23 protein-coding genes are annotated in these 24,387 nt (G+C 62.7%); 10 read left to right on the top strand and 13 right to left on the bottom strand.

Annotated features, from left to right (window positions below; translation table 11 throughout):
• Window positions 1-663 precede the first annotated feature (663 nt).
• From HBO24_RS24700 to HBO24_RS24665, 8 genes are all read right to left on the bottom strand, one after another.
• On the bottom strand, window positions 664-1,731 hold the full coding sequence (locus HBO24_RS24700) for an NAD(P)-dependent alcohol dehydrogenase (protein WP_057439040.1): 1,068 nt from the start codon (window positions 1,729-1,731) through the stop codon (window positions 664-666).
• 213 nt (window positions 1,732-1,944) lie between these two features.
• Window positions 1,945-2,451, bottom strand: coding sequence for a GNAT family N-acetyltransferase (locus HBO24_RS24695; RefSeq protein ID WP_057439041.1), 507 nt, complete (start codon window positions 2,449-2,451; stop codon window positions 1,945-1,947).
• 59 nt (window positions 2,452-2,510) lie between these two features.
• Window positions 2,511-3,521 carry a cysteine synthase family protein gene (locus HBO24_RS24690; RefSeq protein ID WP_057439042.1) on the bottom strand — a complete coding sequence of 337 codons (1,011 nt, stop codon included), beginning with the start codon at window positions 3,519-3,521 and terminating at the stop codon, window positions 2,511-2,513.
• A 37-nt stretch (window positions 3,522-3,558) separates the two neighbouring features.
• Window positions 3,559-4,680 (bottom strand): histidinol-phosphate transaminase, encoded by a 1,122-nt coding sequence (gene hisC / locus HBO24_RS24685; protein ID WP_170060501.1) that lies wholly within the window; start codon window positions 4,678-4,680, stop codon window positions 3,559-3,561.
• Window positions 4,681-4,694: 14 nt separating this feature from the next.
• On the bottom strand, window positions 4,695-6,086 hold the full coding sequence (locus tag HBO24_RS24680; RefSeq protein WP_115127967.1) for an MATE family efflux transporter: 1,392 nt from the start codon (window positions 6,084-6,086) through the stop codon (window positions 4,695-4,697).
• Window positions 6,074-7,078, bottom strand: a complete 1,005-nt coding sequence (locus tag HBO24_RS24675) for a hypothetical protein (RefSeq protein WP_198792323.1) — start codon at window positions 7,076-7,078, stop codon at window positions 6,074-6,076. Before HBO24_RS24675 ends, HBO24_RS24680 begins: the two co-directional genes overlap by 13 nt.
• Before the next feature lie 29 nt (window positions 7,079-7,107).
• Window positions 7,108-8,454 carry an alanine racemase gene (locus HBO24_RS24670; protein ID WP_170060500.1) on the bottom strand — a complete coding sequence of 449 codons (1,347 nt, stop codon included), beginning with the start codon at window positions 8,452-8,454 and terminating at the stop codon, window positions 7,108-7,110.
• A gap of 4 nt (window positions 8,455-8,458) precedes the next feature.
• A complete protein-coding gene (locus HBO24_RS24665) occupies window positions 8,459-10,564 on the bottom strand; it encodes a TonB-dependent siderophore receptor (protein ID WP_159439762.1) in 2,106 nt (701 codons plus the stop codon).
• 236 nt (window positions 10,565-10,800) lie between these two features.
• Between HBO24_RS24665 and HBO24_RS24660 the strand changes: the two genes are divergently transcribed.
• Window positions 10,801-11,169 (top strand): cupin domain-containing protein, encoded by a 369-nt coding sequence (locus tag HBO24_RS24660; protein ID WP_057439047.1) that lies wholly within the window; start codon window positions 10,801-10,803, stop codon window positions 11,167-11,169.
• On the opposite strand, the gene HBO24_RS24655 is transcribed toward HBO24_RS24660, so the two are convergent.
• Window positions 11,166-11,729: an XRE family transcriptional regulator gene (locus tag HBO24_RS24655; protein ID WP_115127964.1), complete on the bottom strand. Its 564-nt coding sequence runs from the start codon at window positions 11,727-11,729 to the stop codon at window positions 11,166-11,168. The genes HBO24_RS24660 and HBO24_RS24655 overlap by 4 nt on opposite strands.
• A gap of 92 nt (window positions 11,730-11,821) precedes the next feature.
• Between HBO24_RS24655 and HBO24_RS24650 the strand changes: the two genes are divergently transcribed.
• The 7 genes from HBO24_RS24650 (at window position 11,822) to HBO24_RS24620 (ending at window position 18,936) form a co-directional block, all read left to right on the top strand.
• Window positions 11,822-12,730: a DMT family transporter gene (locus HBO24_RS24650; protein WP_170060499.1), complete on the top strand. Its 909-nt coding sequence runs from the start codon at window positions 11,822-11,824 to the stop codon at window positions 12,728-12,730.
• Window positions 12,731-12,860: 130 nt separating this feature from the next.
• On the top strand, window positions 12,861-15,788 hold the full coding sequence (locus HBO24_RS24645; protein WP_057439049.1) for a monovalent cation/H+ antiporter subunit A: 2,928 nt from the start codon (window positions 12,861-12,863) through the stop codon (window positions 15,786-15,788).
• Window positions 15,788-16,132 (top strand): Na+/H+ antiporter subunit C, encoded by a 345-nt coding sequence (locus tag HBO24_RS24640; protein WP_005789164.1) that lies wholly within the window; start codon window positions 15,788-15,790, stop codon window positions 16,130-16,132. Before HBO24_RS24645 ends, HBO24_RS24640 begins: the two co-directional genes overlap by 1 nt.
• Window positions 16,129-17,811 carry a monovalent cation/H+ antiporter subunit D gene (locus tag HBO24_RS24635; protein ID WP_170060498.1) on the top strand — a complete coding sequence of 561 codons (1,683 nt, stop codon included), beginning with the start codon at window positions 16,129-16,131 and terminating at the stop codon, window positions 17,809-17,811. Before HBO24_RS24640 ends, HBO24_RS24635 begins: the two co-directional genes overlap by 4 nt.
• Window positions 17,808-18,296, top strand: coding sequence for a Na+/H+ antiporter subunit E (locus HBO24_RS24630; protein ID WP_057439052.1), 489 nt, complete (start codon window positions 17,808-17,810; stop codon window positions 18,294-18,296). The genes HBO24_RS24635 and HBO24_RS24630 overlap by 4 nt, the downstream gene beginning before the upstream one ends.
• Window positions 18,293-18,571, top strand: a complete 279-nt coding sequence (locus HBO24_RS24625; RefSeq protein ID WP_038440496.1) for a K+/H+ antiporter subunit F — start codon at window positions 18,293-18,295, stop codon at window positions 18,569-18,571. The genes HBO24_RS24630 and HBO24_RS24625 overlap by 4 nt, the downstream gene beginning before the upstream one ends.
• Entirely contained in the window at window positions 18,568-18,936 is a 369-nt protein-coding gene (locus tag HBO24_RS24620; RefSeq protein ID WP_057439053.1) for a Na+/H+ antiporter subunit G, read from the top strand. Before HBO24_RS24625 ends, HBO24_RS24620 begins: the two co-directional genes overlap by 4 nt.
• Window positions 18,937-19,072: 136 nt before the next feature.
• On the opposite strand, the gene HBO24_RS24615 is transcribed toward HBO24_RS24620, so the two are convergent.
• A complete protein-coding gene (locus HBO24_RS24615) occupies window positions 19,073-19,510 on the bottom strand; it encodes a DUF3995 domain-containing protein (RefSeq protein ID WP_057439054.1) in 438 nt (145 codons plus the stop codon).
• A gap of 90 nt (window positions 19,511-19,600) precedes the next feature.
• Here HBO24_RS24615 and HBO24_RS24610 point away from each other — a divergent pair, with 90 nt between their 5' ends.
• Together HBO24_RS24610 and HBO24_RS24605 are read left to right on the top strand one after the other, a co-directional pair.
• Window positions 19,601-19,990: a DUF2946 family protein gene (locus tag HBO24_RS24610; RefSeq protein ID WP_057439055.1), complete on the top strand. Its 390-nt coding sequence runs from the start codon at window positions 19,601-19,603 to the stop codon at window positions 19,988-19,990.
• 95 nt (window positions 19,991-20,085) lie between these two features.
• Window positions 20,086-22,200, top strand: a complete 2,115-nt coding sequence (locus tag HBO24_RS24605) for a TonB-dependent receptor (RefSeq protein ID WP_169960955.1) — start codon at window positions 20,086-20,088, stop codon at window positions 22,198-22,200.
• A 147-nt stretch (window positions 22,201-22,347) separates the two neighbouring features.
• Here HBO24_RS24605 and HBO24_RS24600 read toward each other — a convergent pair whose 3' ends face one another.
• The 3 genes from HBO24_RS24600 to HBO24_RS24590 all read right to left on the bottom strand — a co-directional run bounded on the left by HBO24_RS24600 (window position 22,348) and on the right by HBO24_RS24590 (window position 24,127).
• Window positions 22,348-23,364 (bottom strand): ABC transporter substrate-binding protein, encoded by a 1,017-nt coding sequence (locus HBO24_RS24600; protein WP_057439057.1) that lies wholly within the window; start codon window positions 23,362-23,364, stop codon window positions 22,348-22,350.
• Window positions 23,365-23,480: 116 nt separating this feature from the next.
• On the bottom strand, window positions 23,481-23,678 hold the full coding sequence (locus HBO24_RS24595) for a hypothetical protein (protein ID WP_057439058.1): 198 nt from the start codon (window positions 23,676-23,678) through the stop codon (window positions 23,481-23,483).
• The gene (locus tag HBO24_RS24590) at window positions 23,678-24,127 is read right to left on the bottom strand and encodes a hypothetical protein (RefSeq protein WP_057439059.1); all 450 of its coding nucleotides are present in this window, start codon (window positions 24,125-24,127) and stop codon (window positions 23,678-23,680) included. Before HBO24_RS24590 ends, HBO24_RS24595 begins: the two co-directional genes overlap by 1 nt.
• Window positions 24,128-24,387: the final 260 nt, after the last annotated feature.

The following is a 24,387-nucleotide window of genomic DNA, read 5'->3' as shown; positions in this document are numbered from 1 at the left end:
TCGCGGCTACCCCGGCATCCATGCCGGGGTGCCCACTGCGCAATACCTGCCTGCGGCCATCGTGGTTTAACGGGGCGCCTCCTGAGAAGATCAAAAGCCAGATCAAAAGCAGAGCAACAGCAACAGCAACAGCAAAGCGCTGGGGCGAAGCTGCATTCCCCTGTGGGAGCTGGCTTGCCTGCGATGGCGGTGTATCAGTCGATCAATGTATTGGCTGATACACCGCCATCGCAGGCAAGCCAGCTCCCACAAGTATATGCGCACGCCTCGACGATCAGGTCGGCTGTCAGGCCGCCTCGCTTTGCTTTTGATCTGAGGCGCCCCGTTAAACCACGCTGGCCGTCATCCGATTTTGATTTGGGGGGTAACCCGGCAGGACGCCGGGTTAGCCGCGCTGGGCCATGGATGGCCCATCGCGGCGGCCCCCCAAATCAATGTCGGATGGCGGGCACACCGAGCCTAGGCGAGGTGCCGAGTGGTGGGGCAAGAGCCCTTTTGGTTACTTTTGGGGCTCTTTTCCAAAAGTGACCCGCCGTAAGGGCGGAACCAATAGCCGCCGTGACCGCAGCAACGGATATGTACTCATGCCCAACACCCAAAAAGAGCGCTGCGTAAAGACTCATGACCATCACAAACAACCCAGCGCCCACCGCCAGATTAAGGTCAGGCCGCCTGGATCTCGCGCTTGAGGCTGTCCATGTCGATCACAAAACGGTACTTCACATCGCCCTTGAGCATGCGCTCGTAGGATTCGTTGATACCCTGGATATCAATCATCTCGATCTCCGAGACGATCCCGTGCCGGGCGCAGAAGTCCAGCATGTCCTGGGTCTCCTGGATGCCACCAATCAATGACCCCGCCAGGCTGCGGCGTTTGAAGATCAGGTTGAACACCGAAGGCGACGGGTGCGGGCTGTCTGGCGCGCCCACCAGGGTCATGGTGCCGTCGCGCTTGAGCAGGTTGAGGAACGCGTCCAGGTCATGGGGCGCGGCCACGGTGTTGAGGATGAAATCCAGGCTATTGGCGACCTTGGCCATTTCGTCCGGGTTCTTCGACACCACCACCTCGTCAGCCCCCAGGCGCAGGCCGTCTTCGCGTTTGTTCGGCGAGGTGGTGAACAACACCACATGGGCGCCCATGGCATGGGCGATTTTCACCGCCATATGGCCCAGGCCGCCGAGGCCGACCACGCCGACCTTCTGTCCAGGGCCGACCTTCCAATGGTGCAGCGGCGAGTAGGTGGTGATCCCGGCACACAGCAGCGGCGCCACGGCCGCCAATTGCGCCTCATCGTGGGAAATGCGCAGGACGAACTTCTCCTTGACCACGATATTGTCGGAATAGCCGCCAAAGGTGTTTTCACCGCCAAACACCGGGCCGTTGTAAGTGCCGGTAAAGCCGTTCTCGCAGTACTGCTCCTCGCCCTCGGCGCAGGATGCGCAGTGCTGGCAGCTGTCGACCATACAGCCGACGCCGGCCAGGTCACCGACCTTGAAGCGGCTGACATTGGCCCCCACCGCCGTCACCCGGCCGACGATTTCATGGCCCGGCACCGATGGGTAGAGGGTGTTGTTCCACTCATTGCGCGCCGTGTGCAGGTCGGAGTGGCACACTCCGCAGTAGAGGATGTCGATTTGAACATCATCGGCCCCGGGGGCGCGGCGCTCGAAGGTAAAGGGTTTGAGGGCGTCCTTGGCGTCACGGGCGGCGTAGCTGTAAGTCTTGGCCATTGCGGTCACCTCTTTGCGTCGACATTGAAGGTCAGTTGACCAGCATAGCCGCCCAACCGTTCAACCCACGTAAATCGGCGGTAATTCAAACAAACACATACCCTCTGTGGGAGCGGGCTTGCCCGCGATAGCGGTGGGTCAGTACCGAACACATCCACTGATACACCGCTATCGCGGGCAAGCCCGCTCCCACACGAGCCCGCACGGACTGCGTCAATGAACAACCGCCCGGGTCACCAAAAAGCTCAGCAACTGCGGCTCATCATCCAGCTCGATGGCCTGCACCGGGCGCGGCAGGTTGTCCAATACGCTGCGCCAGAACGCCTGGGACGCCTCGTCCTGGTCATAGAACCGCACCAGCCAGTCCGTCTCGCCGCTGGTCAACACCTGGGTGGCCAGGGCGCGGCCTATGCCCTTGCGCCGATAGCGTTTCAAGATAAACAGGTCAGCCAGTTCCAGGGCATTGATCCCCGGCAGCTCGCTGCGCTCGATCAGCAGGAAACCGGCGATGTAACCGTCCACCAGCAGCAGATTGGCGCTCCATTGCGGCTCTTGCCAGTAGCGCGCCAGGTGTTCCTCGTGGATATAGAAACGGCCGTCCTGCTCGACGTCTTCCTGCTCCCAATCGGAGGATTCATAGGCATAAAACTGGTAGAGGTTGCAGATCAGTTCGGCCTGTTCAGGGCCGGTCTGGATCAGTTCGACAGTGGTGTCACTCATGGCGGGGCTCACGCAGGCGGGGCGCCACAGTAGCGAAGGCCGGCGCCCCAGGCAAGCCGCTAGGCTTGCTGTTTGACCTGGGGCAGCGCGCTCAACCATTGCTCGAGCTCACGATGAACCTGGGGCGCCAGCAGTTGCCGATCCGCCATCCATTGGTCGTTGAACACCGTGTCGAGGTATTTTTCGCCGCCATCGCACACCAGTGCCACGATCACGCTGTGGGCCGGGGCATGCCAGGCCTCGCGCAGGGCCTGGTAGATCACCCCGCCGGCCGAGCCGCCGAGCAGCAGACCGTAATGCCGCGCCAGGTAGCGCGCGGTTTCGAAGGCCTGGGCGTCGCTGACAGTCAGGCCTTTGTCGATCAACGCGTAGTCGACCACGGCGCCGATTTCTGCGCCCTCCGGGGTGCCGGTGCCGGACTGATGATACGGCGCACCGGGGCCGCCAAAGATCACCGAGCCGCAGGGTTCGACGCCGATCACCTGCAGGCCATGGGCATGGCGTTTCAAGGCACGCGCAGTGCCGCACAACGAGCCGCCGGTGCCCACGGCGCCTACCAGGTAGTGGATTTCATCGCCCAGCACTGCGCGCAATTCCGCTGCCAGCTGCGTGTAGCCATTGGCATTGGCCGGGTTGTGGTGCTGGCGGGTCCAGTAGGCGCCCTGCTCCGTGGCAATACGCTCGGCGGTAGCATCGCGGTCGGCGGTGGACAGCCCGCCACCGGGGTCGCCGACCCGCACCAACTGCGCACCAAAGGCCTGCATCGCCCGCAGTTTGTCGGGGCTGGCGTGTTCGTCGACCACGGCAGTGAAGCGGTAGCCGCGCTCGGCGGCCAGCAGCGCCAGGCCCAATCCGGTGTTGCCCGAGGTCGATTCGACAATCCGCCCACCCGGCTTGAGCTGCCCCGAGGCCTGCGCCTCGTCGAGCATCTGCCGGGCCATGCGGATCTTGGCGGTGCCGGTGGGGTTGAATTGTTCCAGCTTGAGCAGCACGCAGCTGCCGTTTTCAGTGACGCACAATTTGAGCAGCGGTGTATCGCCGATCAGTTCGGACAGGCAAGTCTTGATCATGACAACCTCTGGGCAGTATGAAAAACCGGCGCGGCGCTTACCCGGCCAGGGTCGCGACGGCGCGTTGCAGGCTGGCGAGAAACGCCTGGTTTTGCTGGGCCAGGCCCAGGGACACGCGGATAAAACTGGTGTATCCCGGCTCGCGCCAGGCCTTGACGATGATCCCGTCCTTGAGCAATTCGTCGACCACCTCCAAGGCGTTGCAAGCGGTGTCGATAAACAGGAAATTGGCCTGGGACGGCGCCACGCGAAAACCCGCAGCCTGCAACCCCTGGGTCAGGCGTTGGCGTTCGATGGCGACGAATTCGCGGCTGCGAATCACGTGTTGCGGGTCCAGCCAGGCGGCCTTGGCGGCCTCCTGGGCCGGTTGATTGACGTTGTACGGCGTGCGCACCCGGTGCAGCGCATCAATCAGGCTGCGGTGCGAAGCGATGCCATAGCCGATCCGCAGCCCCGCCAGCCCATACGACTTGGAGAACGTGCGCAGGATGATCCACGGCCGCGACTGCGCGTCGAGGATCGCCAGGGCGTCAGCCGCGTCCTCGACGAATTCGAAATACGCCTCGTCGATCACCAACAAGGTGTCGGGGTGAGCGGCGGCGACCAGCGCCGTCAGTTCAGCGCTGGACAGCGCCGTGCCCACCGGATTGCAGGGGGTGCTCAGCATCAACAGCTTCGCCGGTTGCTCGAGGGCCGTGGCCCAGGCCTGCAGGTTAACGCTGAAATCCGGGTTGAGCGGCACCTTGTCCACCCTCGCGCCCATCATCAATGGCAGGCTTTCATGCAGGCTGAAACAGGGCTGCTGGGTCACCACCCGGTCCTCGGGATCGAGCAGCGCCAGGCACAACAGTTCGAGGATATTTTCCGAGCCGTTGCCGAGGATGACCCGCGCCGGGTCCACATCCAACTGGCCGCCGATCAGGTGCCGCAGGGCCCGGCCACTGGGGTCGGGGTAGCGTTCCAGCCCTGCCCCGCCATGATGCGCCAGCATCGCTGCAGCAGCCGGCGACATGCCCAGCGGGTTTTCGCAGTTGGACAGCTTGATCACCGTCGGCGTACCGAGCTGATGTGGATCGGCGCCCGGGTCGTACAGGGGCAAACGTCGCACGCTGGGGCGCACCAACGCCTCGACGCGGTGTGCAGGGTCGTCTTGATGCATGGAACACCTCCTTGTTATGACAGTGCGACGGCGCCCGCGCGGTCCAGCGCCTTGAGTTGCCGTTCAAACGAGACAATCAGCAGCAACGCGGTAGCCGCCAGGCCTATCGCCAATCCGGCCCACACGCCGAAGATCCCGTAAGGACTGACGATGCCCAGCAGCCAGGCAGCGGGCAGCCCCACCAGCCAGTAGCCGAACAGGGAAATGCGCAGCGGTCCCGCCGTATCGCCGATGCCGCGCAGGATGCCGTTGCCGATGTTCTGGCTGGCGTCGAACACCTGCAGGACGATGGCAATCAACAAACCGGTGGTGGCCAGGCGCACCGCATCCAGGTTGTTGGCGTGCTCGGTGCTGATAAACAGGCCGATGACCTGTTCGGGTAGCAACGCGTAAGGAATGGCAAACAGCAACATGACCAGCACCCCAAGGCCCAGGCCCAGGCGCCCCAGTTGCCGCGCGCGCTGATACTGCCCGGTGCCGCAGGCCTCGCTGATGTGGATCGAGGCGGCATGGGAGATGCCCGCAGAGAACATGAACACGATGTAGATGATCTGGTTAAGCACGGTCTGCGCCGCCAGCGCCTCCATGCCCAGGGTGCCGATCAGCAGGGTCAGTACGCTGAAGAACCCGGCCTCGCTGGCATAGGTCCCGGCAATCGGCAGCCCGAGCTTCCACACGGCCTTGATCGCCGCCGGCGAAAAGCGTAAGTGCGCCAGTTTGAAGTAACCGGCCAAGCGCCGATGGGTCAGTACCACCGCAAAGAACATCAGGAACGACAGCAGGAACACCACGGCGCTGGTGATCGCCACCCCCGCCAGCCCATAGGCCGGGACGCCGAACTTGCCGAACACCAGCACGTAGTTGAGCGCCGCCGTGAGGAAGATCGACACCAGGGTGATCGCCAGCAACGGCCCGGGGAATTTCAGGCCCACGGTAAAGTGGCGCAGCGCCTGGAACCACAGGCAAGGCAGCAGGCCGGGAGCAATGATCAGCAGGAAGTCCATGGCATTGGCCACCACGCTGGCATCCTGGCCCAGCCAGGTCAGCGGCTGGCGCAACCCCAGCAACACGCCCATAAACACCAGGCCGCTGACGGTCGCCCAGAACAGCCCCGCCACCAGCAACGCCCGCACCTGGGCTTCATCGCCCCGGGCATTGGCCTGGGCCACCAGGTTGCTGACGCCGGTGACCAGCCCGGTGCCGGTGGTGCGCAACTGGTTGAACAGCGCGATGGCCAGGCCACCGGCTGCCAGCTCCTTGGCACCCAGCATGCCGAGCACCACGATGTCGATGGTGGTCAGGGCCACGTAGGCCAGGTTGGTCAGGATCAGGGGTAGCGCCAGCAACAGCAGAGCCCGGCTGTCGGCGCGCCAGGCGCCGGGTTGTGCGGCAGTCAGGCCGACCATAGTTGGACCCTCTGCCCACGGTTCTGCGTCAGGGCGCGGTCGGCCATCAAGCGCCCGAGGGCGACATCGGTCACCACCATGCCGCTGTTGTAGGCGAACACCACATCGTCGGGATGGCGGCGTGCGGGTGCCAGGCCCAGGAGGATGTCCGGCAGCTCGGCGTCCACCGCGGGCAGGCTGCCGTCGGCGGCCGCCAGGTCGGCGCTGGTGACTTGCATCTGCGCGGTGTCGGTAGCAATGCGGTAGTCGGCGCCATGCAATACGTCGGCGTCAATGCCATAGCCCACCAGCACCGCCACGGCGCCGGGCTTGAGCCAGGCCCGCTGCACTTGCTGGCGCGCCGAAAGCCCGGCGACGCCAAGGATGATATCGGCCTCGCCAGCCGCCGCCGGCAGGTCATCGACCACCACCACATCGCGCAGCGGGTAGTGTTTGTGCAGGGTGTCTTGCACCGCGCGCAGGCCTTCGGCGTAGTGCCCGTAGACATACAAACGCTCCAGGTCCGGCATGGCCGCGAGCAACATGGGCAACGCCACCTGCCCCTGCACGCCGGTACCGACGACCAGGGCACTGCGGGCATTCGGGCAGGCGGCCCTGGCCATCAACGCCGAGGTGGCCGAGGTGCGCAACGGGCCGAGCTTGACCACGTCCATCAAGGCAATCGGGCGGCCGGTGCGGTCATCACACAGAAAGATAAACGAGTGGAATTGATAGGCATCGCGGGTACGTTGCGGGTCATGCTCGTACACCACCTTGAAGCCCACGGTGTGGCTGGCGCCATCCCGGCCGACCATCGAGTAGCTGATGGAATGGCGGTCCATCGGTTCGACAATGGTCTTGAGCGGGTTCTGCGAGTCGCCGTTGCGCAAGGCCTTGTACGCCTGCTCGACTACCTGCAGCACTTCACGGTAACTCACCCCCAGGTCTTCGAGCGCCGCCTGGGGCAGCACCCATAGGTCGGCAGGGGCAGCGGGTTTATTCAAACTGTTCACTCGAGGCTCCTTGTTGAGCGGCTTTACGATTAAGCCAGGCTGTCCAGCTTCCAGCGCAGGTGTGGGTTACGCAGCTCCAGCACCACTTTGTGTGGCAAGGGCGCTTCGTGAAAAGGCGACTCGTTGGAGTCCATCTGATAGCCGGCGGTATTGAGGTAGATAAGCAAGTCACCCGCCTGGATCGGGTAGTCGAAGGCGACTTTGCGCCAGGTCAGCATGTCCGACTCCAGGCAGGTGGCCCCGCCAATACACGCGACAAACGGCGACCGCGGCCGTGGCGAGGCCGGCAACAGCAGCGGGTCGGGTAGAAATTCGCTGTTGAACCACTGTTCGGAGAGGTTGAAGCTGCTGCCCTGCACAGTGACCTGGGCATAACCATCACTGGCCGTGCGGTCCTTGACGCCCTGCACGCGGAACACGCTGATACCGGCCTGGTCGAGCAAGGCGCGGCCGGGTTCGATAATCAGCCGCACGCCGTGCTCGATGACCTTTTGCGCCAGGCTCAGGCCGGGGCTGACGGGCGTGGCGAGGATATCGTCAAGGGCCTCGGCCCCCGCGCGCAGCGCGCCGTAGGGATAGAAGCCGGCGAAGCCCTTGTCGTTGTGATAGCGCTCGGCGCAGTCCTCGGCCAGAAAGGCCTGCCATTGCGCCGGGTCGACATAGCGCACGGCAAAGCCACCGCCCAGGTTAACCGTGCGGCAGTTGTCCAGCTCGCTGGCCCGGCACAGGTCGACCAAGTGGCTGGCGACTTGTGCACGCTGGGCAGTGTCGTAGCCGCCCAGATGAAACGAGAAGCCTTGCAAGTCCAGGTTCGCCACGTGCTGGCGGCAGAACACCAGGGCCTGGTCGCACTCCCGTGGGTTGAGGCCGAAACGACTATGGGCCTGGCTGCTGGGGCAATAGCGCAACAACAGACGCGCACGTTGGCGCAGGGATAGCGCCAATTGCTGGATACGCAGCAGTTCCTCCAGCGAGTCCACCGCCAGCAGGCATTGATGACTCAGGCCCAGCCCGAGCAGTTGGTCGCTCTTACGTGGCCCGGACACGCCGATATCAGTGCCAGCCACCCCACCCGCCAAGGCCTTTTGCAACTCACCGACGCTGGCCACATCCACGCCAATCGCACACTGCGCGCAGGCCTGGATAAAACAGTTGGCCTTGTTGGCCTTTTTCGCAAACAACACGCTGCCGCGCACCTGGGCCTGGGTAAAGCTGTGCTGGAAGGCTTCGACATTGGCGTGAAAAACCTGTGGGCACACCAGATGCAGCGGCGAGCCGAGGCCATCGACCAACTCGGTCAACGTGCCCGCGTGCCGCTCAAGCAGGCGCTCGACCCACAGGTGGCGCAGGCCGGGCAATGAACTGGAATACGTCATGGTTCTAGAACTCGAACTTGGCCGACAGGAACACTTCGCGCTCGCGCCCCACATCCAGCCCGCCCAGGTAATAGGCGCTGGCGTAGTAGTACTTGTTGGTCAGGTTCTTGCCGTGCAGGCGATAGGTCACCGGGGTATCCGCCAGTTTCGAGCGGTAGCTGATACCGGCGTCGAGCAAGGTGTAGCTGGGGATGTAGCCGCTGTTCTGCGCATCCACCGGGCGGCTGCCGACATAGCTGAGGGTGCTGTCCAACGACAGGCCAGGCACAGCGGCCACGGTGTACAGGGCGCCGACCGCGCCTTTCCACTTGGGCACGTTCTCAGTGCGCTTGCCGTCCACGGTGACGTCATCCACATCTTCCATGCGCGTGGTCAGGTAGGCGGCGTTGGCGGTGAGGGTCAGGGCGTCGGTGACGCGATCGGACAGGGTCAGCTCGGCGCCACGGTGGTGGTATTCGCCGTTGCTCACATAGGTATTGCTGGTGTTCAGGTAACTGGCCTTGCGCCGGATATCGAACACCGCCAGGCCCAGGTTCAGGCGATCGTTGAGGTCCAGCTTCAGGCCCACCTCGTATTGCTGGGACTCGATGGCGTCGGTGGGCTGGTTGGCGTTGGTCGCGTGTTGGGGGGCGTAGTCGCCTTTTTCAAAGCCTTTGGAGTAGCTGACGTAGGTCATCACGCTGTCCCAGGGCCGGTAGATCAGCGCAGCGCTGGGCACAAACACGTCGTGGCTCTGCGAAGGTGCGGTGGCTGAGAGTTTATCCGCGCGGTACCAGATGTAACGCCCGCCTACCATCACCTGGAACTGTTCGGTAAGGGAAATCAGGTCGCTGGCGAAAACCGAGGTCTCCTTGATGGAGGACACAAAGTCAGTGGGCTGTTCCGAGCCGAAGTGCCACTTGGGCGGGTTGACCGGGTGACGGATATTACCCACCGAGACATCGCCAATGCCGATGCCTGGAGTGCCACTGTCGACCAAATCCCAGAACGGGCTGACGTCCTTGAACTGCTTGTAGCCGGTGCCGAAGAACACGTCGTGATAAATGTTGCCGGTGGCGAACTTGCCGGCCAGGTACGACTGCAGCGACCAGGTGCTGAACACTTCACCACGGGACACGTAAAAGTCGGCCGAGCCGATATCGCCGTTGGGCTTGATCCCGAACAGGTCGTTATAGCCGCCGTGGCGCTCGACCCGCGAGTAGTTGCCCTGGGTCACGGAGGTCCAGTTGTCATCCAGCTCGTACTCGAACTTGGCGTCGAGGTTGGCGCCTTCGGTCTGGTGACGGAACCAGGAGCCGGTCAATAGATCGCGGCGATTGACCTTGGGTGGCAGCACGTAGCTGGACGGATCCAGAGGGTTGGCGCGGCCGCTCTGGTCGGCACGCAGCAATGGGTCTGCGACCGTGGACTTGCGCGACCAGTCGGCGTTCAACTGCAACAGGGCGCGGTCGCTCAGACGGAAGTCGGTGGCCAGGCCGATAAACTTGCGCTCCATGTCGCGGGCGTGGTCGAAGTCGCCGTTTTTCTCGTAGCCGGCATTCAGGCGATAGCCAAAGGCGCCGTCGTTGAATGAATCGCTGGTATCAATCGCCACGTAGCGGCCGAGCAACGACGAGCCTTGCACGCTGACATTGAGCAGCGGCTCCAGGGTCGGGCGCTTGAGGATGTAGTTGATGGTGCCGCCCGGCGAGTTGAAACCGTAGAGGAAACCCGATGGGCCCTTGAGCACGTCGATGCGCTCGACGTTTTCCAGGGGTACGTCGTGGTGCGGGGCCAGGGTCAGGCCATCGCGGCGGATGGTGTTGAAGTTGTCCATGGCAAAGCCGCGCAGGCGGAAGTTGTCAAAGCCGCTGCCGCCCGACGAACTGAGCACAGAAGGGTCGAGGCTCAGCACATCCACGGCGGTGCGCGCGGAGCTGTCGGCGATGGTCTTGTTGGAATAACTCTGGATGGCCAGGGGGATTTCCATGGCGTCCTTGGCGCCGAAGCCACCGGCATTTACTTCCAGGGCCTTGTTCAGCGGCGCGCTGACTCGTATGGCTTCAAGCTCGGTGACCGATTCTTCGCGATCTTGCGCTGCAGCGGCAGGTAGACCGGTGAGCGACGACACCAAGCCCACCGCCAAAAATGTGGGAAACCGCGGAGCTATGCCGTGCAACTGGTTCATCTGCAATCCCTTGAGCCGAAAATAAGCGGGGCGATCTCAAGCGCGGCAACGCCTGAGAATCGTTATCAAGAGATACAATATAACGTTTCTTTTAAACTCACAATCGCACGATCATTCAATACTTGCTGCCGCGCTGCATTTAAGGTCTGGCCTTTCCAGGATCAACAGAGATAACGGACATGCCCTCCTATACCGCCATCAACTTTGCGCACAAATACAGCCTGTTCAGCGAGCAATGGACACCCAAGGTCGTCGCGCAGATGAACGACTACCAATTCAAGGTGGTGAAGATCGAAGGGGATTTTGTCTGGCACAGCCACGCGGACACCGACGAGACCTTTATCGTCCTCGAGGGCGCGCTGCGCATTGATTTTCGCGATGGCGCGGTACAGCTCGGGGCTGGCGAGATGTTCGTGGTGCCCAAGGGCATCGAGCACAAACCGTATGCCGAGGGAGAGGTGAAGCTGCTGCTGGTCGAACCCTGCGGCGTGTTGAACACTGGCGATCAGGGCGGCGAACGGACCCAGCGCAATGATGTGTGGATCTAGATCACCACGTTGCGGATAAAGCGCACCGCCACTGGCCCGTCATTGCGATAGGCATGGGGCTGATGACTGGGGAACATAAAGAACTCGCCGGCGGAGATAGTGGTTTCGACGTCACCCACCACCAGGGTCAGGCTGCCCTCGAACACGAACAACTGTTCGCTCCAGCCTTCCAGGTCGGGATCCGGGCAATAGCGATCGCCCGGCTCAAGGCGCCACTCCCACAGTTCCACCTCCCGCCGGGCGGTGGCCTTGGCCAGTAACACGGCCTTGCTGCCATCTATTTCACCGGCCCAGGCCAGTTCGTTGATGCGGCTGTGATCACGGGCATCAGGGGCCTGGATCAGGTCGCTGAAGGCCACGTCCAGGGCTTCGGCCACGCGGTCAAGGGTGGACAGGCTGACGTTCTTTTCACCGGCCTCGATGGCCACCAGCATGCGCCGGCTGACCCCGGACTTTTCCGCCAGGGCTGTCTGGCTCAGTTCGGCCGCATGGCGCAGGCGTCGAACGTTCTGGCTGACGTGCTGCAGGACCGAGGCCCGTTGCGGATTTTCTTTGTGCACTATATTGCTCACTCGGTGGGGTTGCGCAGTATACTGCCCAGCTGCGGCGCATTGTGCGTTCCGCGCCCTTCCTGTGCAAGACCAGAGCCGCCATGACCACCTCGACCGCCTCCCCGCTGTTTTCCCGCTTCAGCAAAGCCGAATGCGTGCTGGTGCTGATCACCATGATCTGGGGCGGTACGTTTATCCTGGTGCAACACGCCATGACCGTCAGCGGGCCGATGTTTTTCGTCGGCTTGCGTTTTGCCGCAGCGGCGCTGGTGGTCGGCCTGTTTTCCTGGCGCAACCTGCGCAGCCTGCGCAGCCTGACCCTGTTCGAGCTCAAGGCGGGCGCCTTTATCGGCACGGCGATCATGTTTGGCTACGGCCTGCAAACCATTGGTCTGCAGACCATCCTCAGCAGCCAGTCGGCGTTTATCACCGCGCTCTACGTGCCGTTTGTGCCGCTGCTGCAGTGGCTGGTGCTGGGGCGGCGCCCGGGGTTAATGCCAAGCATCGGCATTATGCTGGCCTTCGCCGGCCTGATGCTGCTGACCGGCCCGGCCGGCGCATCACTGAATTTCAGCCCCGGGGAAATCGCCACGTTGATCGGCGCGATTGCGATTGCCGCCGAAATCATCCTGATCAGCGCTTATGCGGGCCAGGTGGATGTACGCCGGGTGACCGTGGTGCAACTGGCCACCGCCTCGCTGCTGTCGTTCCTGCTGGTAGTGCCCACCGGCGAGGCATTGCCGGGCTTTTCCTGGGTGTTGCTGTTCAGCGCCGTCGGCCTGGGCTTGACCAGTGCGGTGATCCAATTGGCGATGAACTGGGCGCAGAAAAGCGTCTCGCCGACCCGTGCCACCCTGATTTATGCCGGCGAGCCGGTGTGGGCCGGGGTGATCGGGCGGATTGCCGGTGAGCGCTTCCCGCCGATGGCCATGGTGGGGGCGGTGTTGATTGTGGCGGCGGTGATTGTCAGTGAGATCAAGACGCGAGAGCGCAAGCCCGTCTCCCTGTAGAAGCCCGCACCTACACCGCGACAGATAGGCATTTTCGGTCCATCTTGTAGGATCCTGCCACAGGTTGCCGTTTGGTAATCCGGTTTCCGGCACGTATGATGCATCCCAAACCACCGCAGATTAGAAGCCTATGTCCCTGATAGTTCTACTGCTTCTGCCTTTTATCGGCAGCTGTCTGGCGGCCTTGCTGCCGCACAACGCACGTAATACTGAATCCCTGCTGGCCGGCCTCGTGGCCCTGGTCGGTACTGTACAAGTCGCCCTGCTCTACCCCCAGATCGCCGACGGTGGCGTGATCCGCGAAGAATTCTCCTGGGTGCCCGGCCTGGGCCTGGACTTCGTGTTGCGCATGGATGGCTTTGCCTGGTTGTTCTCGATGCTGGTGTTGGGCATCGGTAGCCTGGTGTCTTTGTACGCCCGTTATTACATGTCGCCGGATGACCCGGTGCCGCGTTTCTTTGCGTTTTTTCTGGCGTTCATGGGCGCGATGCTCGGGTTGGTGATCTCCGGCAACCTGATCCAGATTGTGTTTTTCTGGGAACTGACCAGCCTGTTCTCGTTCCTGCTGATCGGCTATTGGCACCACCGTTCCGATGCGCGCCGGGGTGCCTATATGGCGCTGATGGTCACCGGTGCGGGTGGTTTGTGCCTGCTGGCGGGGGTCATGCTGCTCGGCCATGTCGTCGGCAGTTACGATCTGGACCAGGTGCTCGCCGCCGGTGACCAGATCCGTGCCCACTCCCTCTACCCCGTCCTGTTGACGCTGATCCTGATCGGCGCCCTGAGCAAAAGCGCGCAATTCCCCTTCCACTTCTGGCTCCCCCACGCCATGGCTGCACCGACCCCCGTGTCGGCCTACCTGCATTCGGCCACGATGGTGAAAGCCGGCGTGTTCCTGCTGGCCCGCCTGTGGCCCTCGCTGTCGGGTAGCGAAGAGTGGTTCTGGATGGTCGGCGGTGCCGGCGCCCTGACCCTGTTGCTCGGCGCGTATTGCGCGATGTTCCAGAACGACCTCAAGGGCCTGTTGGCCTACTCGACCATCAGCCACCTGGGCCTGATTACCCTGCTACTGGGCCTCAACAGCCCGTTGGCCGCCGTCGCGGCCGTGTTCCATATCCTTAACCACGCCACGTTCAAGGCCTCGCTGTTCATGGCCGCCGGCATCATCGACCACGAAAGCGGCACCCGTGATATCCGCAAGCTCAGCGGCCTGGTGCGCCTGATCCCGTTTACCGCGACCCTGGCCATGGTGGCCAGCGCCTCCATGGCCGGGGTGCCGTTGCTCAACGGTTTCCTGTCCAAAGAGATGTTCTTCGCCGAAACCGTGTTTATCTCCTCGACCCAGTGGGTAGAAATCGCCCTGCCGGTGATTGCGACCATCGCCGGCACCTTCAGCGTGGCCTATGCCTTGCGCTTCACCGTGGATGTATTCTTCGGCCCGGCCGCCACCGACCTGCCGCACACGCCCCACGAACCGCCACGCTGGATGCGTGCGCCGGTCGAGCTGCTGGTGTTTACCTGCCTGCTGGTGGGGATCTTCCCGGCCCAGGTAGTGGGCTCGATCCTCGCCGCCGCCGCCCTGCCGGTGGTCGGCGGCGTGTTGCCCGAGTACAGCCTGGCGATCTGGCACGGCTGGAACGCCCCGATGATCATGAGCCTGGTGGCCATGACCGGCGGTGTGGTCCTGTACCTGCTGCTGCGCAAGCAACTCAAGCGCGGGCGCTTCAAGTACCCGCCGATCATCAGCTACTTCAACGGCAAGCGCATGTTCGAGCGCTGCCTGGTGGTGATGATGCGTGGCGTGCGCAAGATCGAAAAACACATCAGCACCAAGCGCCTGCAGACCCAGTTGTTCCTGCTGGTGCTGGTGGCGGTGATTGCCGGGATGATCCCCATGCTGGGCAGCAGCCTGAGCTGGGGCGACCGGCCGAAAATCCCGGGTTCCATCGTGTTCGTCACCCTGTGGCTGTTGGCGATCGCCTGCGCCCTGGGCGCCGCCTGGCAAGCCAAGTACCACCGGCTGGCAGCCCTGACCATGGTCAGCGTGTGCGGCCTGATGACCTGCGTGACCTTTGTCTGGTTCTCCGCACCGGACCTGGCATTGACGCAACTGGTGGTCGAGGTGGTGACCACGGTCCTGATCCTGCTGGGCCTGCGCTGGCTGCCACGGCGGATCGAAGAAGTCTCGCCACTCCCGAGTTCGTTGCGCAAGGCGCGCATCCGACGCTTGCGCGACTTGCTGCTGTCGACCGTGGTCGGTGGCGGCATGGCGCTGTTGTCCTACGCGATGCTGACGCGCCAGACCCCCAACGATATTTCTTCGTTCTACCTCAGCCGCGCCCTGCCTGAAGGCGGCGGCAGCAATGTGGTGAATGTGATGCTCGTGGACTTTCGGGGCTTCGATACCCTGGGCGAGATCACTGTGCTGGGCGCCGTAGCCCTGACCGTCTATGCACTGCTACGCCGCTTCCGTCCGCCCAAGGAAAGCGAGCAACTGCCCGCGCAACAGCGGCTGTTGGCGCCGGATGTGGACACCGATCTGGTCAACCCACGCCAGGCCAGCGACACCGCCCTGGGCTTTATGATGGTGCCCGCGGTGCTGGTGCGCCTGCTGCTGCCGATTGCCCTGGTGGTGTCGTTCTATCTGTTTATGCGCGGCCACAACCAGCCGGGCGGCGGCTTTGTCGCCGGGCTGGTGATGTCGGTGGCGTTTATCCTGCAATACATGGTCGCCGGTACCCAATGGGTCGAGGCGCAGATGAATCTGCGGCCGATGCGCTGGATGGGCTTTGGCTTGCTGTCGGCGACACTGACCGGGCTGGGGGCGCTGTTCTTCGGCTACCCGTTCCTCACCACCCACACCCTGCACATGAGCTTGCCGGTGTTGGGCGACATCCATATCGCCAGCGCGCTGTTCTTCGACGTCGGCGTGTACGCCATGGTGGTCGGCTCGACCCTGCTGATGCTCACCGCCCTCGGCCACCAATCGGTACGGGCCCATAAACCCGGCAACCAGGCGAAAGCCGCCGCCACGCCACCACAAGGAGCTGCTGCCTGATGGAAGAAGTCATCGCAATTGCCATTGGGGTCCTGGCGGCCTCCGGCGTCTGGCTGGTGCTGCGGCCACGGACGTTCCAGGTAGTGATGGGCCTGTGCCTGTTGTCCTATGGGGTCAACCTGTTCATCTTCAGCATGGGCAGCCTGTTTATCGGCAAGGAGCCGATCATCAAGGACGGCGTGCCCCAGGATCTGCTCAATTACACCGATCCCCTGCCCCAGGCCCTGGTGCTGACGGCGATTGTGATCAGCTTCGCCATGACCGCGCTGTTCCTGGTGGTGCTGCTGGCGTCCCGGGGCCTGACCGGCACTGACCATGTGGACGGCCGGGAGCCCAAGGAATGAGCTGGATGAACCAACTGATCATCGCGCCGATCCTGCTGCCGTTGCTGACCGCTGCGTTGATGATGATGCTGGGCGAGAAACACCGACCGCTCAAGGCCAAGATCAACCTGCTGTCGAGCATGACCGGCCTGGGCATCGCGATGTTGATGCTGTACTGGACGCAAAAAGGCGGCCCTGCCTCCATTGGCGTGTACCTGCCGGGCAACTGGCAGGTGCCGTTCGGCATCGTGCTGGTGGTGGACCAACTGTCGGCCCTGATGCTGGTGCTCACCGGGATCATCGGCGTCAGCGCCCTGCTGTTTGCCATGGCCCGCTGGGACCGTGCCGGCACCAGCTTCCATGCGTTGTTCCAGATCCAGTTGATGGGCCTCTATGGGGCCTTCCTCACCGCCGACCTGTTCAACCTGTTCGTGTTCTTCGAGGTGCTGCTGGCCGCGTCCTACGGCCTGATGCTGCACGGCTCGGGCCGGGCGCGGGTGTCGTCGGGGCTGCATTACATCTCGATCAACCTGCTGGCTTCGTCGCTGTTCCTGATTGGCGCGGCGCTGATCTACGGGGTCACCGGCACCCTGAATTTCGCTGACCTGGCGCTGAAGATCCCGCTGGTGCCAGAAGCCGATCGCGGCCTGCTGCATGCCGGCGCGGCGATCCTCGCCACAGCGTTCCTGGCCAAGGCCGGGATGTGGCCGCTGAATTTCTGGCTGGCGCCGGCCTACTCCTCGGCCAGTGCGCCGGTGGCGGCGATGTTTGCGATCATGACCAAGGTCGGCGTGTACACCGTGTTGCGCCTGTGGACCCTGCTGTTTTCCGGGCAGGCCGGTGCCTCGGCGCTGTTTGGCGGTGACTGGCTGGTGTACGGCGGCATGGCCACCATCCTCTGCGCCGCCGTGGCGATGCTTGCCGCCCAACGCCTGGAGCGCATGGCCAGCCTGAGTATCCTGGTCTCGGCCGGCATCCTCCTGTCGGCGGTGGGTTTTGCCCAGCCCAACCTGACCGCCGGCGCGCTGTTTTACCTGGTCAGCTCGACCCTGGCCCTGAGCGCGCTGTTCCTGCTGGCTGAACTGATCGAGCGCTCGCGCTCGGCCAATGAGCTGCCTCTGGACGATGAAATCGAAGTGTTGCCACGGCCGGTGGAATCTCTGCATCCACCCAAGGGTACCAACCTCGACGATGAGCAAAAGGCCGTAGTCGGCCAGGTCATCCCGTGGACCATGGCCTTCCTCGGCCTGAGCTTTATTGCCTGTGCCCTGCTGATCATCGGCATGCCGCCGCTGTCAGGGTTTATCGGCAAGCTCAGCCTGCTCAGTGCGCTGGTCAACCCGCTGGGCCTGGGCCATGCCGTGACGGAGCCGATCCGCCCGGCAGCCTGGGGCCTGTTTGCGCTGCTGATCTTCTCGGGCCTGGCCTCGCTGATCGCCTTTGCGCGGCTGGGCATCCAGCGCTTCTGGACCCCGGAAGAACGGCCTTCGCCGCTGCTGCGCCGCTTTGAGTGCATACCGATCTTCGTCTTGCTCGGCCTGGCGATTGGCCTGACCTTCAAGGCGGAAATGCTCATGCGCTTTACCCAGGACACCGCCAACAGCCTGAACAACCCCGAGCACTACGTGATGGCCGTCATGGCCACCCGCCCGGTGCTGGGCCCGCAAGCCCAGGCCGCCGCCGTGGAGGTGCAGCCATGAAACGCCTGTTCCCTGCCCCGTGGCTGTCATTGGCACTGTGGGTGCTGTGGCTGTTGCTGAACCTGTCGATCAGCCCCGGCAACCTGTTGCTGGGGGCGATCCTCGGCATCCTCGCTCCGCTGATGATGGCGCCGCTGCGCCCGCTGCCGGTACGGATCCGTCGCCCAGGGGTGATCATTCGCCTGTTCTTCCTGGTCGGCCGCGATGTCATCATCTCCAACCTGCACGTGGCCTGGGGCGTCTTGACCTGCGGCTCGCGGCCGCCGCGCTCGCGCTTTGTAAAAATCCCCCTGGACCTGCGCGACGCCAACGGCCTGGCCGTGCTGTCGATGATCACCAGCGTGACCCCCGGCACCGTGTGGTCGGAGCTGGCCCTGGACCGCAGCATCCTGTTGCTGCACGTGTTCGACCTGGATGACGACGCGCAGTTTATCGAGCACTTCAAGCAGGCCTACGAGCGGCCCCTGATGGAGATCTTCGAATGAGTGCCCTGCTCGCCAATGCGATCCTGCTCAGCCTGTTCCTGTTTTCCCTGGCCATGGTCCTGACCCTGGTGCGCCTGTTCAAGGGTCCTTCGGCCCAGGACCGGGTCCTGGCCCTGGATTACCTGTATATCCTGGCCATGCTGATGATGTTGGTGCTGGGCATACGCTACGCCAGTGACACCTACTTCGAAGCGGCACTGTTGATTGCACTGTTCGGCTTTGTCGGCTCGTTTGCCTTGGCCAAATTCCTGCTGCGTGGGGAGGTGATCGAATGATCAATGTCAGTGAACTGCCACTGTGGGTGGAAATCCTCGTGGCGATCCTGCTGGTGCTCAGCAGCCTGTTTGCGCTGATTGGCGCCATCGGGCTGTTGCGCATGAAGGATTTTTTCCAGCGCATGCACCCGCCGGCACTGGCCTCGACCCTGGGCGCCTGGTGCGTGGCGTTGGCGTCGATTATCTACTTCTCGACCCTCAAGTCCGGGCCGGTGCTGCATGGCTGGCTGATCCCGATCCTGCTGTCGATCACGGTGCCGGTGACCACCTTGTTGCTGGCGCGCACGTCGCTGTTCCGCAAGCGCATGGCGGGGGAAAATGTACCGGCCGAGGTCAGCAGTCGCAGGACTGACAGCGGTAGCTGATCCCTCTGAATATACGCGCTAAACAATGTGGGAGCGGGCTTGCTCGCGAAAGTGGTGGGCCAGTCAAATATTTACCAACTGATCCACCGCTTTCGCGAGCAAGCCCGCTCCCACATTTGGCCCTGCATACCGTCAATCAGGCCCAGGCCACGACCAACAGCCCAGTCCCCAGCATCAGGCACAGCGGCGAATAGAAAAACGTATCCAGCCGCGCAAACCGCGACCCGCCGACTTTCTTGAAGAACCCCACCAGCTCCGAATCACCAATCGCCCGCGCAAACATGATCAAGGCAATCGCGCTGATGCCCCACTGCAGGGCCTGATGCCCCACTGGCTGGAAAAACAGCCCCGCCCGCAGGCTTACCAACAAGGCAATCAGCACCAACCCCACCGCCACCAGGAAGGTGCCCAGCGCTGACGGTTTGAACGCCGGTCGCGGCCCGCTGGCGAACTCGCCGGGCAGTTGCGGGATCGCCGCCGTGCTGCCTAGCTTGCCGCCTGCGGCCCAGTACACATGGACCATGCTGATAAACGCAAAGACCCCGACGACCCACCTCGCAATAACAAAGCTCATGGCTGGACACCCCTGGAAAAGTGCGAGAAAGGATAGTCCTTTTCAGATTTTTTGCAGGGTTTTAGTCGTCTGATGTTAAAGTGCCGGCCCATGAAACTCGCCCGTGCCGACCGCTCGTTGATTGCCTGGATGCTCTATGGCTGCGTCCTGTTCAACGTGTTCGCCTGCAGTATTGGTCATGGGCAAATGGTCGGCATGCAGCTCAACGGCATTGGCGGCCAGTTCTGTACGGTAGACCCGCGCACCCAGGCGCCAGCCCCCGTCAATACGGGCGATGAGTCGCTGCCCACGCTGTCCAAGGCCTTCGGTTGCCCGCTGTGTTCCACCGGCGGCATGGGCCCGGCGCTCAACTCCAGCCTTAACGTCGCGGTCCTTCCCCAGCCCCATGCGCCACCTCCGGCGGTGGTGCTCACCGCTGACATTCCCACCCGTTTTACCTGGCCTGCGGCTAATCCGCGCGCCCCGCCCGCCTACGCCTGATACCTGCGCTTTTTGATCCGCACACCGCGCAGCTTCCCCCGGGAAGCGCGGACGGCTGTGCGCTGCTTCCAAGCCCTGCTTTTCAGGATTTACCGATGAAACATTTACCTCTACTGGCGGGCCTGTTCGGCTGCCTGCCTTTCAGCGCCTGGGCCCTTGAGCTGGCCCCCACCACCATTGACGGCGCCGCCACCAACGAGCCTGGCCTGGCCCTGGACCAATCCAGCGGCATGGCCTCGCGCCTGGGCCTGAGCGTGCGGGAAACCCCGGCTTCGATCAGCATCGCCGACCGCCACGATATCGAACGCCGTGGCGCCAAAACCTTCCAGGATGCGGCCAACACCCTGCCTGGGGTCAACGCCAGTGCGCCGCCGGGGTTTGGCGGGTTTATCTCCTACCGGGGCTTTACCAGCAGCCAGATCACCCAGATGTTCAACGGCATCAACGTCGCCAGTGGCCTGGCGCGACCGGTGGATGCCTGGATTTATGACCGGGTGGAACTGGTTGGCGGCCCCTCCTCGCTGATCAACGGTGCCGGCTCCGTGGGCGGTTCGCTGAACTACGTGACCAAGCTGGCCAACCGCGAAGAACAGGCCGTCGAAGGCCAGATCAACTACGGCAGCTACGACACCACCGGCATCGCCCTGGGCCTCAACCACGCCCTGACCGAGCCCGGCGCCGAGGTCCAGCACTATGCGCGCCTGGATGTCAGCCGCAACACCAACCACACCCATATCGACCGCCAGCAACGGGAGTCCTGGAGCGTGGCGTTTTCCCTGCTCAGCGACCTGACGCCCAACCTGTCCCACACCCTGGCCCTGGAATACCAGGACGAACACGAAGACAGCCCGTACTGGGGCACCCCGGTGCTCAACCCCAAGGCCGGCGAGCTGAAGATCGACAAGCACAACCGTTTCAACAACTACAACGTCGCCGATGGCCGCTACGAACAACGCACGATCTGGGCCCGCTCGATCATCGACTATCGGATCAACGACAGCACCACCCTGCGCAACACCCTCTACCACCTGGACAGCCAGCGCGACTACCGCAACCTGGAGACCTACCAGTACAGCCCAGACAACAGCGTGGTGAACCGCTCGACGGCCTATCAGGTACGGCATCAGGGCGAACAGAACGGCAACCAGTTCGAGCTGCGCCATGACAGCAGTGTGTTCGGCCTGGCCACTACCTGGTCCGGCGGTTTCGAATACAAGGTCAACAGCACCACCAACAGCCCGTTGAACGTATCCCCCAAGAACGCGGTGGACCCCAACCACTACGATCCGGGGCATTTCTACGACCTGCCCGGCACCCGGCCCGGCTTTATCAAGGACAAGACCACCGAAGTGACGACCAAGGCGCTGTTTGTCGAAAACCGCCTGGGCCTGACCGACACGCTGTCGCTGCTGACCGGCCTGCGTTATGACGCCATCGATCTGGACGTGACCAGCCACCGCGACAACCTGGGTAACGTCAAGCGACGTTGGGAGCCGGTCACCGGGCGGGTGGGCCTGACCTACCAGTTCATCCCGTCGGCCAATGTCTACGTGCAATACAGCACCGCCGCCGAACAGCCCACCAGCACCACCCAGGTGTTTGATGTCTCCACCGGCAAGCAATGGGAAGTGGGCAGCAAGTTCGATTATCTGGACGGGCGTGGTTCAGCCACCGTGGCCGCCTACCACATCGAGCGCAAAGACTTTGCCGTGACCGATCCACAAGACCCCACCCGCAGCATTGCGGTGGGTGCGCAGTCGTCCAAGGGCATCGAGCTGGCCAGCTCATTGCGCATCACCCCCAAGCTGTTGGCGGAAGGCAACTTCGCCTGGGTCGACGCGCAATACGATGACTTCAACGAGAAAACCGCCAGCGGCGCAGTGGTGTCGCGCAAGGGCAATACACCGACCAACGTACCGAAACGGGTGGGCAACCTGTGGCTGACCTATGACATCGCCCCCGCCTGGCAAGGTGGCGTAGACGCGCGGTACGTGGCGCAGGTGTATGCCGACAATGCCAATACCCTGACGGTGCCCGCGTATACCCTGTTTGGCACGTTCCTGACCTATAAGGTCGATCAACACACCTCGGTGACGGGCCGGGTGCGCAACCTGACCAATGAGGTGTATGCGCAGTTTGCCCATGTGTCGCCGGCGTATTACCTGGGGTCGCCGCGCACCTTTGAATTGGCCGTGCAGACCCAGTTCTAAGGCTGGAATGCAATTAAAACTGTGGGAGCGGGCTTGCCCGCGATGGCTGAGTGTCAGTCAATACATTGGGCTGCCGAACCACCGCTATCGCGGGCAAGCCCGCTCCCACACAAGCCCGCGCCCACAGCTTGATCCTCACATGAAAGGTTATTTGAGGCTGGCCTCGACCTTTGCGGCCACTTCCTCCGTCAACCAGGCCTTCCACACCTGCGGGTGATCCTTGAGAAACGCCTGCGCCACTTCACGGGGCGGGGTGTGTTTCTCGCTCATCGTCGCCAGGGCCTGATTGAGCGGGCCAATCGGAAAGTCGACTTTTTCAAAGAACTGCGCAATCTGCGGATACTGCTGCTGGAACGGCGTGGACACGCCAATGCTCAGCTTGGACGCCAACGAACGCGTGGGCTTGGGGTTGGGATTGTCGGCATCGGTCAGGGTCTTCCAGGCCTCGGCGTCGAACGCCGGCTCCTCCAGCTGGACCAACTTGTAACGCCCCATCAAGGGGGTTGGCGACCAGTAGTAGAACAGGATCGGCTTGCCACGGCGGATCGACGAGGCAATCTCGGCATCCAGCGCCGCGCCTGAACCGCTGCGAAAGTTGACGTAGCTGTCGTCCAGGCCGTAAGCCTTGAGTTTTTGCTTATTGACCACTTCCGAGGTCCAGCCGATAGGGCTGTTGAGGAACCGCCCCTTGCCCGGGGCTTCCGGGTCCGCGAACACGTCCTTGTAGCGCACCAGGTCCTTTACGCTACGCAGCTCAGGTGCCAACGGCGCAATGCCCTTGTCCGGGTCGCCTTTGACCACGTATTCCGGCACCCACCAACCTTCGGTCGCACCCTTGACGGTATCCCCCAGGCCAACCACCTTGCCCTCGGCTTGCGCCTTGATCCACACCGGGCTGCGGCCCGCCCACTCCTCGCCAATCACCTGGATATCATTTTTCGCCAGGGCGGTTTCCAGGGTGATGGTGGTTCCGGGCAAGGTGTCGGTGGGTAAATCGTAGCCTTTCTCGACGATAAACCGCAGAACTTCGGTGATCAGGCTGCCACTTTCCCAATTCAGGTCGGCAAAGTGAATGGGCGCCTGGGCAGCCGCTACCGGTGCGGCCGCCATCGACAGGCCCAGGGTGGTAACGGACGCTGCCAACAGCGCGCGAATTGCTTTCATGCCTTTGAACCTCGTGTATGCACAGCCAGGGTGGATGGCTTTGCTGGCACGCCGCGAAAGCCTCTGAACAATTAAGTCCACTGAACTGTAGTAGAGGTTCAAACGGTTGCCGATATTCAGGGCTGCTGATGCAAACGCTGTAGTTCCCGGCGCACCATGCTGGCGTACTCGGCAGGCCGCAGGGCATACAGTTGGCTGGCCACCCAGTTCAACCAGGCACCTTGCAGATCATCTTTGCGGGCAAACAGTTCAGCAGCCTTGGCTTGGGCATCCGCCAGGTGTTGCTGGTGAAACTGTGCCCGGCCTTCGCTCATTATTCGCTGGCCTTGAACGTCACCAGCTCACCTTTGCGCCACTTGGCGGCTTTGCCGGTCACGGCCTTGAGGGTCTTGCTCAGGCCTTCCTGCAATTGTTCATTGGCGGCGAACACCAGCATTACGCTGTGACCTTCCTTGAACACAATGCCCTCGCCCTGCGCGGTGGACACAAATGCATAGTCGCCCAGGCCATAGACCGTCAACTTGATGTCGCGAAACTTCAGTTCGAACTTGCCACCTTCACGACTGGGCAGGACTGCCGCACGAAAATGATCGCCGACCTTGAGTTCCAGTCGAGGCTTGTCATCTACCACCAGCGCTGTTTCGGTATCTATTTCGGCAATGTAAATGCCTTCAGGGGTTTGTTCCGTGATGTAAACAAACCGCGACTGAAATTGTTTAACCAACTTCGCGCGCAAATCACCCAGCACGAACAATGCGTGCATATCCAGATTACTGACTGCCAAGGAAACGCCCCCACATCTAAAAAAGCGCTACCCGCCCGAGGCAGGCAGCACAAAAAAAGGCCGATACGGCTCGACACATTGAAAAAACATACTGAAGTTGATTCCCGCCAGACTCGTGCAGCCGGGCATGACAGTCCTTGTACAAGGTCGTCAGGCTTTGCAGGAAATCACAGGTTTATCGGCCAGAGAATACTGGACGCCCCACTTCAGAGAATACCCCACTTGAAAGGGTGGTTTTC

The sequence above is a fragment of the Pseudomonas sp. WS 5410 genome (assembly GCF_012985645.1).
Taxonomy (GTDB): Bacteria; Pseudomonadota; Gammaproteobacteria; order Pseudomonadales; family Pseudomonadaceae; genus Aquipseudomonas; species Aquipseudomonas shahriarae.
This window is presented reverse-complemented; position numbering and strand designations above follow the sequence as displayed.

Excerpts from the sequence above, each read along its gene's own strand:
- HBO24_RS24610 (WP_057439055.1), top strand. The coding sequence starts at position 19,601 with ATGAAACTCGCCCGTGCCGACCGCTCGTTGATTGCCTGGATGCTCTAT.
- HBO24_RS24600 (WP_057439057.1), bottom strand. The coding sequence starts at position 23,364 with ATGAAAGCAATTCGCGCGCTGTTGGCAGCGTCCGTTACCACCCTGGGC.
- HBO24_RS24690 (WP_057439042.1), bottom strand. The coding sequence starts at position 3,521 with ATGATCAAGACTTGCCTGTCCGAACTGATCGGCGATACACCGCTGCTC.
- HBO24_RS24645 (WP_057439049.1), top strand. The coding sequence starts at position 12,861 with ATGTCCCTGATAGTTCTACTGCTTCTGCCTTTTATCGGCAGCTGTCTG.
- HBO24_RS24625 (WP_038440496.1), top strand. The coding sequence starts at position 18,293 with ATGAGTGCCCTGCTCGCCAATGCGATCCTGCTCAGCCTGTTCCTGTTT.
- HBO24_RS24695 (WP_057439041.1), bottom strand. The coding sequence starts at position 2,451 with ATGAGTGACACCACTGTCGAACTGATCCAGACCGGCCCTGAACAGGCC.
- HBO24_RS24680 (WP_115127967.1), bottom strand. The coding sequence starts at position 6,086 with ATGGTCGGCCTGACTGCCGCACAACCCGGCGCCTGGCGCGCCGACAGC.
- HBO24_RS24620 (WP_057439053.1), top strand. The coding sequence starts at position 18,568 with ATGATCAATGTCAGTGAACTGCCACTGTGGGTGGAAATCCTCGTGGCG.
- HBO24_RS24670 (WP_170060500.1), bottom strand. The coding sequence starts at position 8,454 with ATGACGTATTCCAGTTCATTGCCCGGCCTGCGCCACCTGTGGGTCGAG.
- HBO24_RS24660 (WP_057439047.1), top strand. The coding sequence starts at position 10,801 with ATGCCCTCCTATACCGCCATCAACTTTGCGCACAAATACAGCCTGTTC.
- hisC (WP_170060501.1), bottom strand. The coding sequence starts at position 4,680 with ATGCATCAAGACGACCCTGCACACCGCGTCGAGGCGTTGGTGCGCCCC.
- HBO24_RS24595 (WP_057439058.1), bottom strand. The coding sequence starts at position 23,678 with ATGAGCGAAGGCCGGGCACAGTTTCACCAGCAACACCTGGCGGATGCC.
- HBO24_RS24635 (WP_170060498.1), top strand. The coding sequence starts at position 16,129 with ATGAGCTGGATGAACCAACTGATCATCGCGCCGATCCTGCTGCCGTTG.
- HBO24_RS24640 (WP_005789164.1), top strand. The coding sequence starts at position 15,788 with ATGGAAGAAGTCATCGCAATTGCCATTGGGGTCCTGGCGGCCTCCGGC.
- HBO24_RS24700 (WP_057439040.1), bottom strand. The coding sequence starts at position 1,731 with ATGGCCAAGACTTACAGCTACGCCGCCCGTGACGCCAAGGACGCCCTC.
- HBO24_RS24605 (WP_169960955.1), top strand. The coding sequence starts at position 20,086 with ATGAAACATTTACCTCTACTGGCGGGCCTGTTCGGCTGCCTGCCTTTC.
- HBO24_RS24615 (WP_057439054.1), bottom strand. The coding sequence starts at position 19,510 with ATGAGCTTTGTTATTGCGAGGTGGGTCGTCGGGGTCTTTGCGTTTATC.
- HBO24_RS24630 (WP_057439052.1), top strand. The coding sequence starts at position 17,808 with ATGAAACGCCTGTTCCCTGCCCCGTGGCTGTCATTGGCACTGTGGGTG.
- HBO24_RS24650 (WP_170060499.1), top strand. The coding sequence starts at position 11,822 with ATGACCACCTCGACCGCCTCCCCGCTGTTTTCCCGCTTCAGCAAAGCC.
- HBO24_RS24590 (WP_057439059.1), bottom strand. The coding sequence starts at position 24,127 with ATGCACGCATTGTTCGTGCTGGGTGATTTGCGCGCGAAGTTGGTTAAA.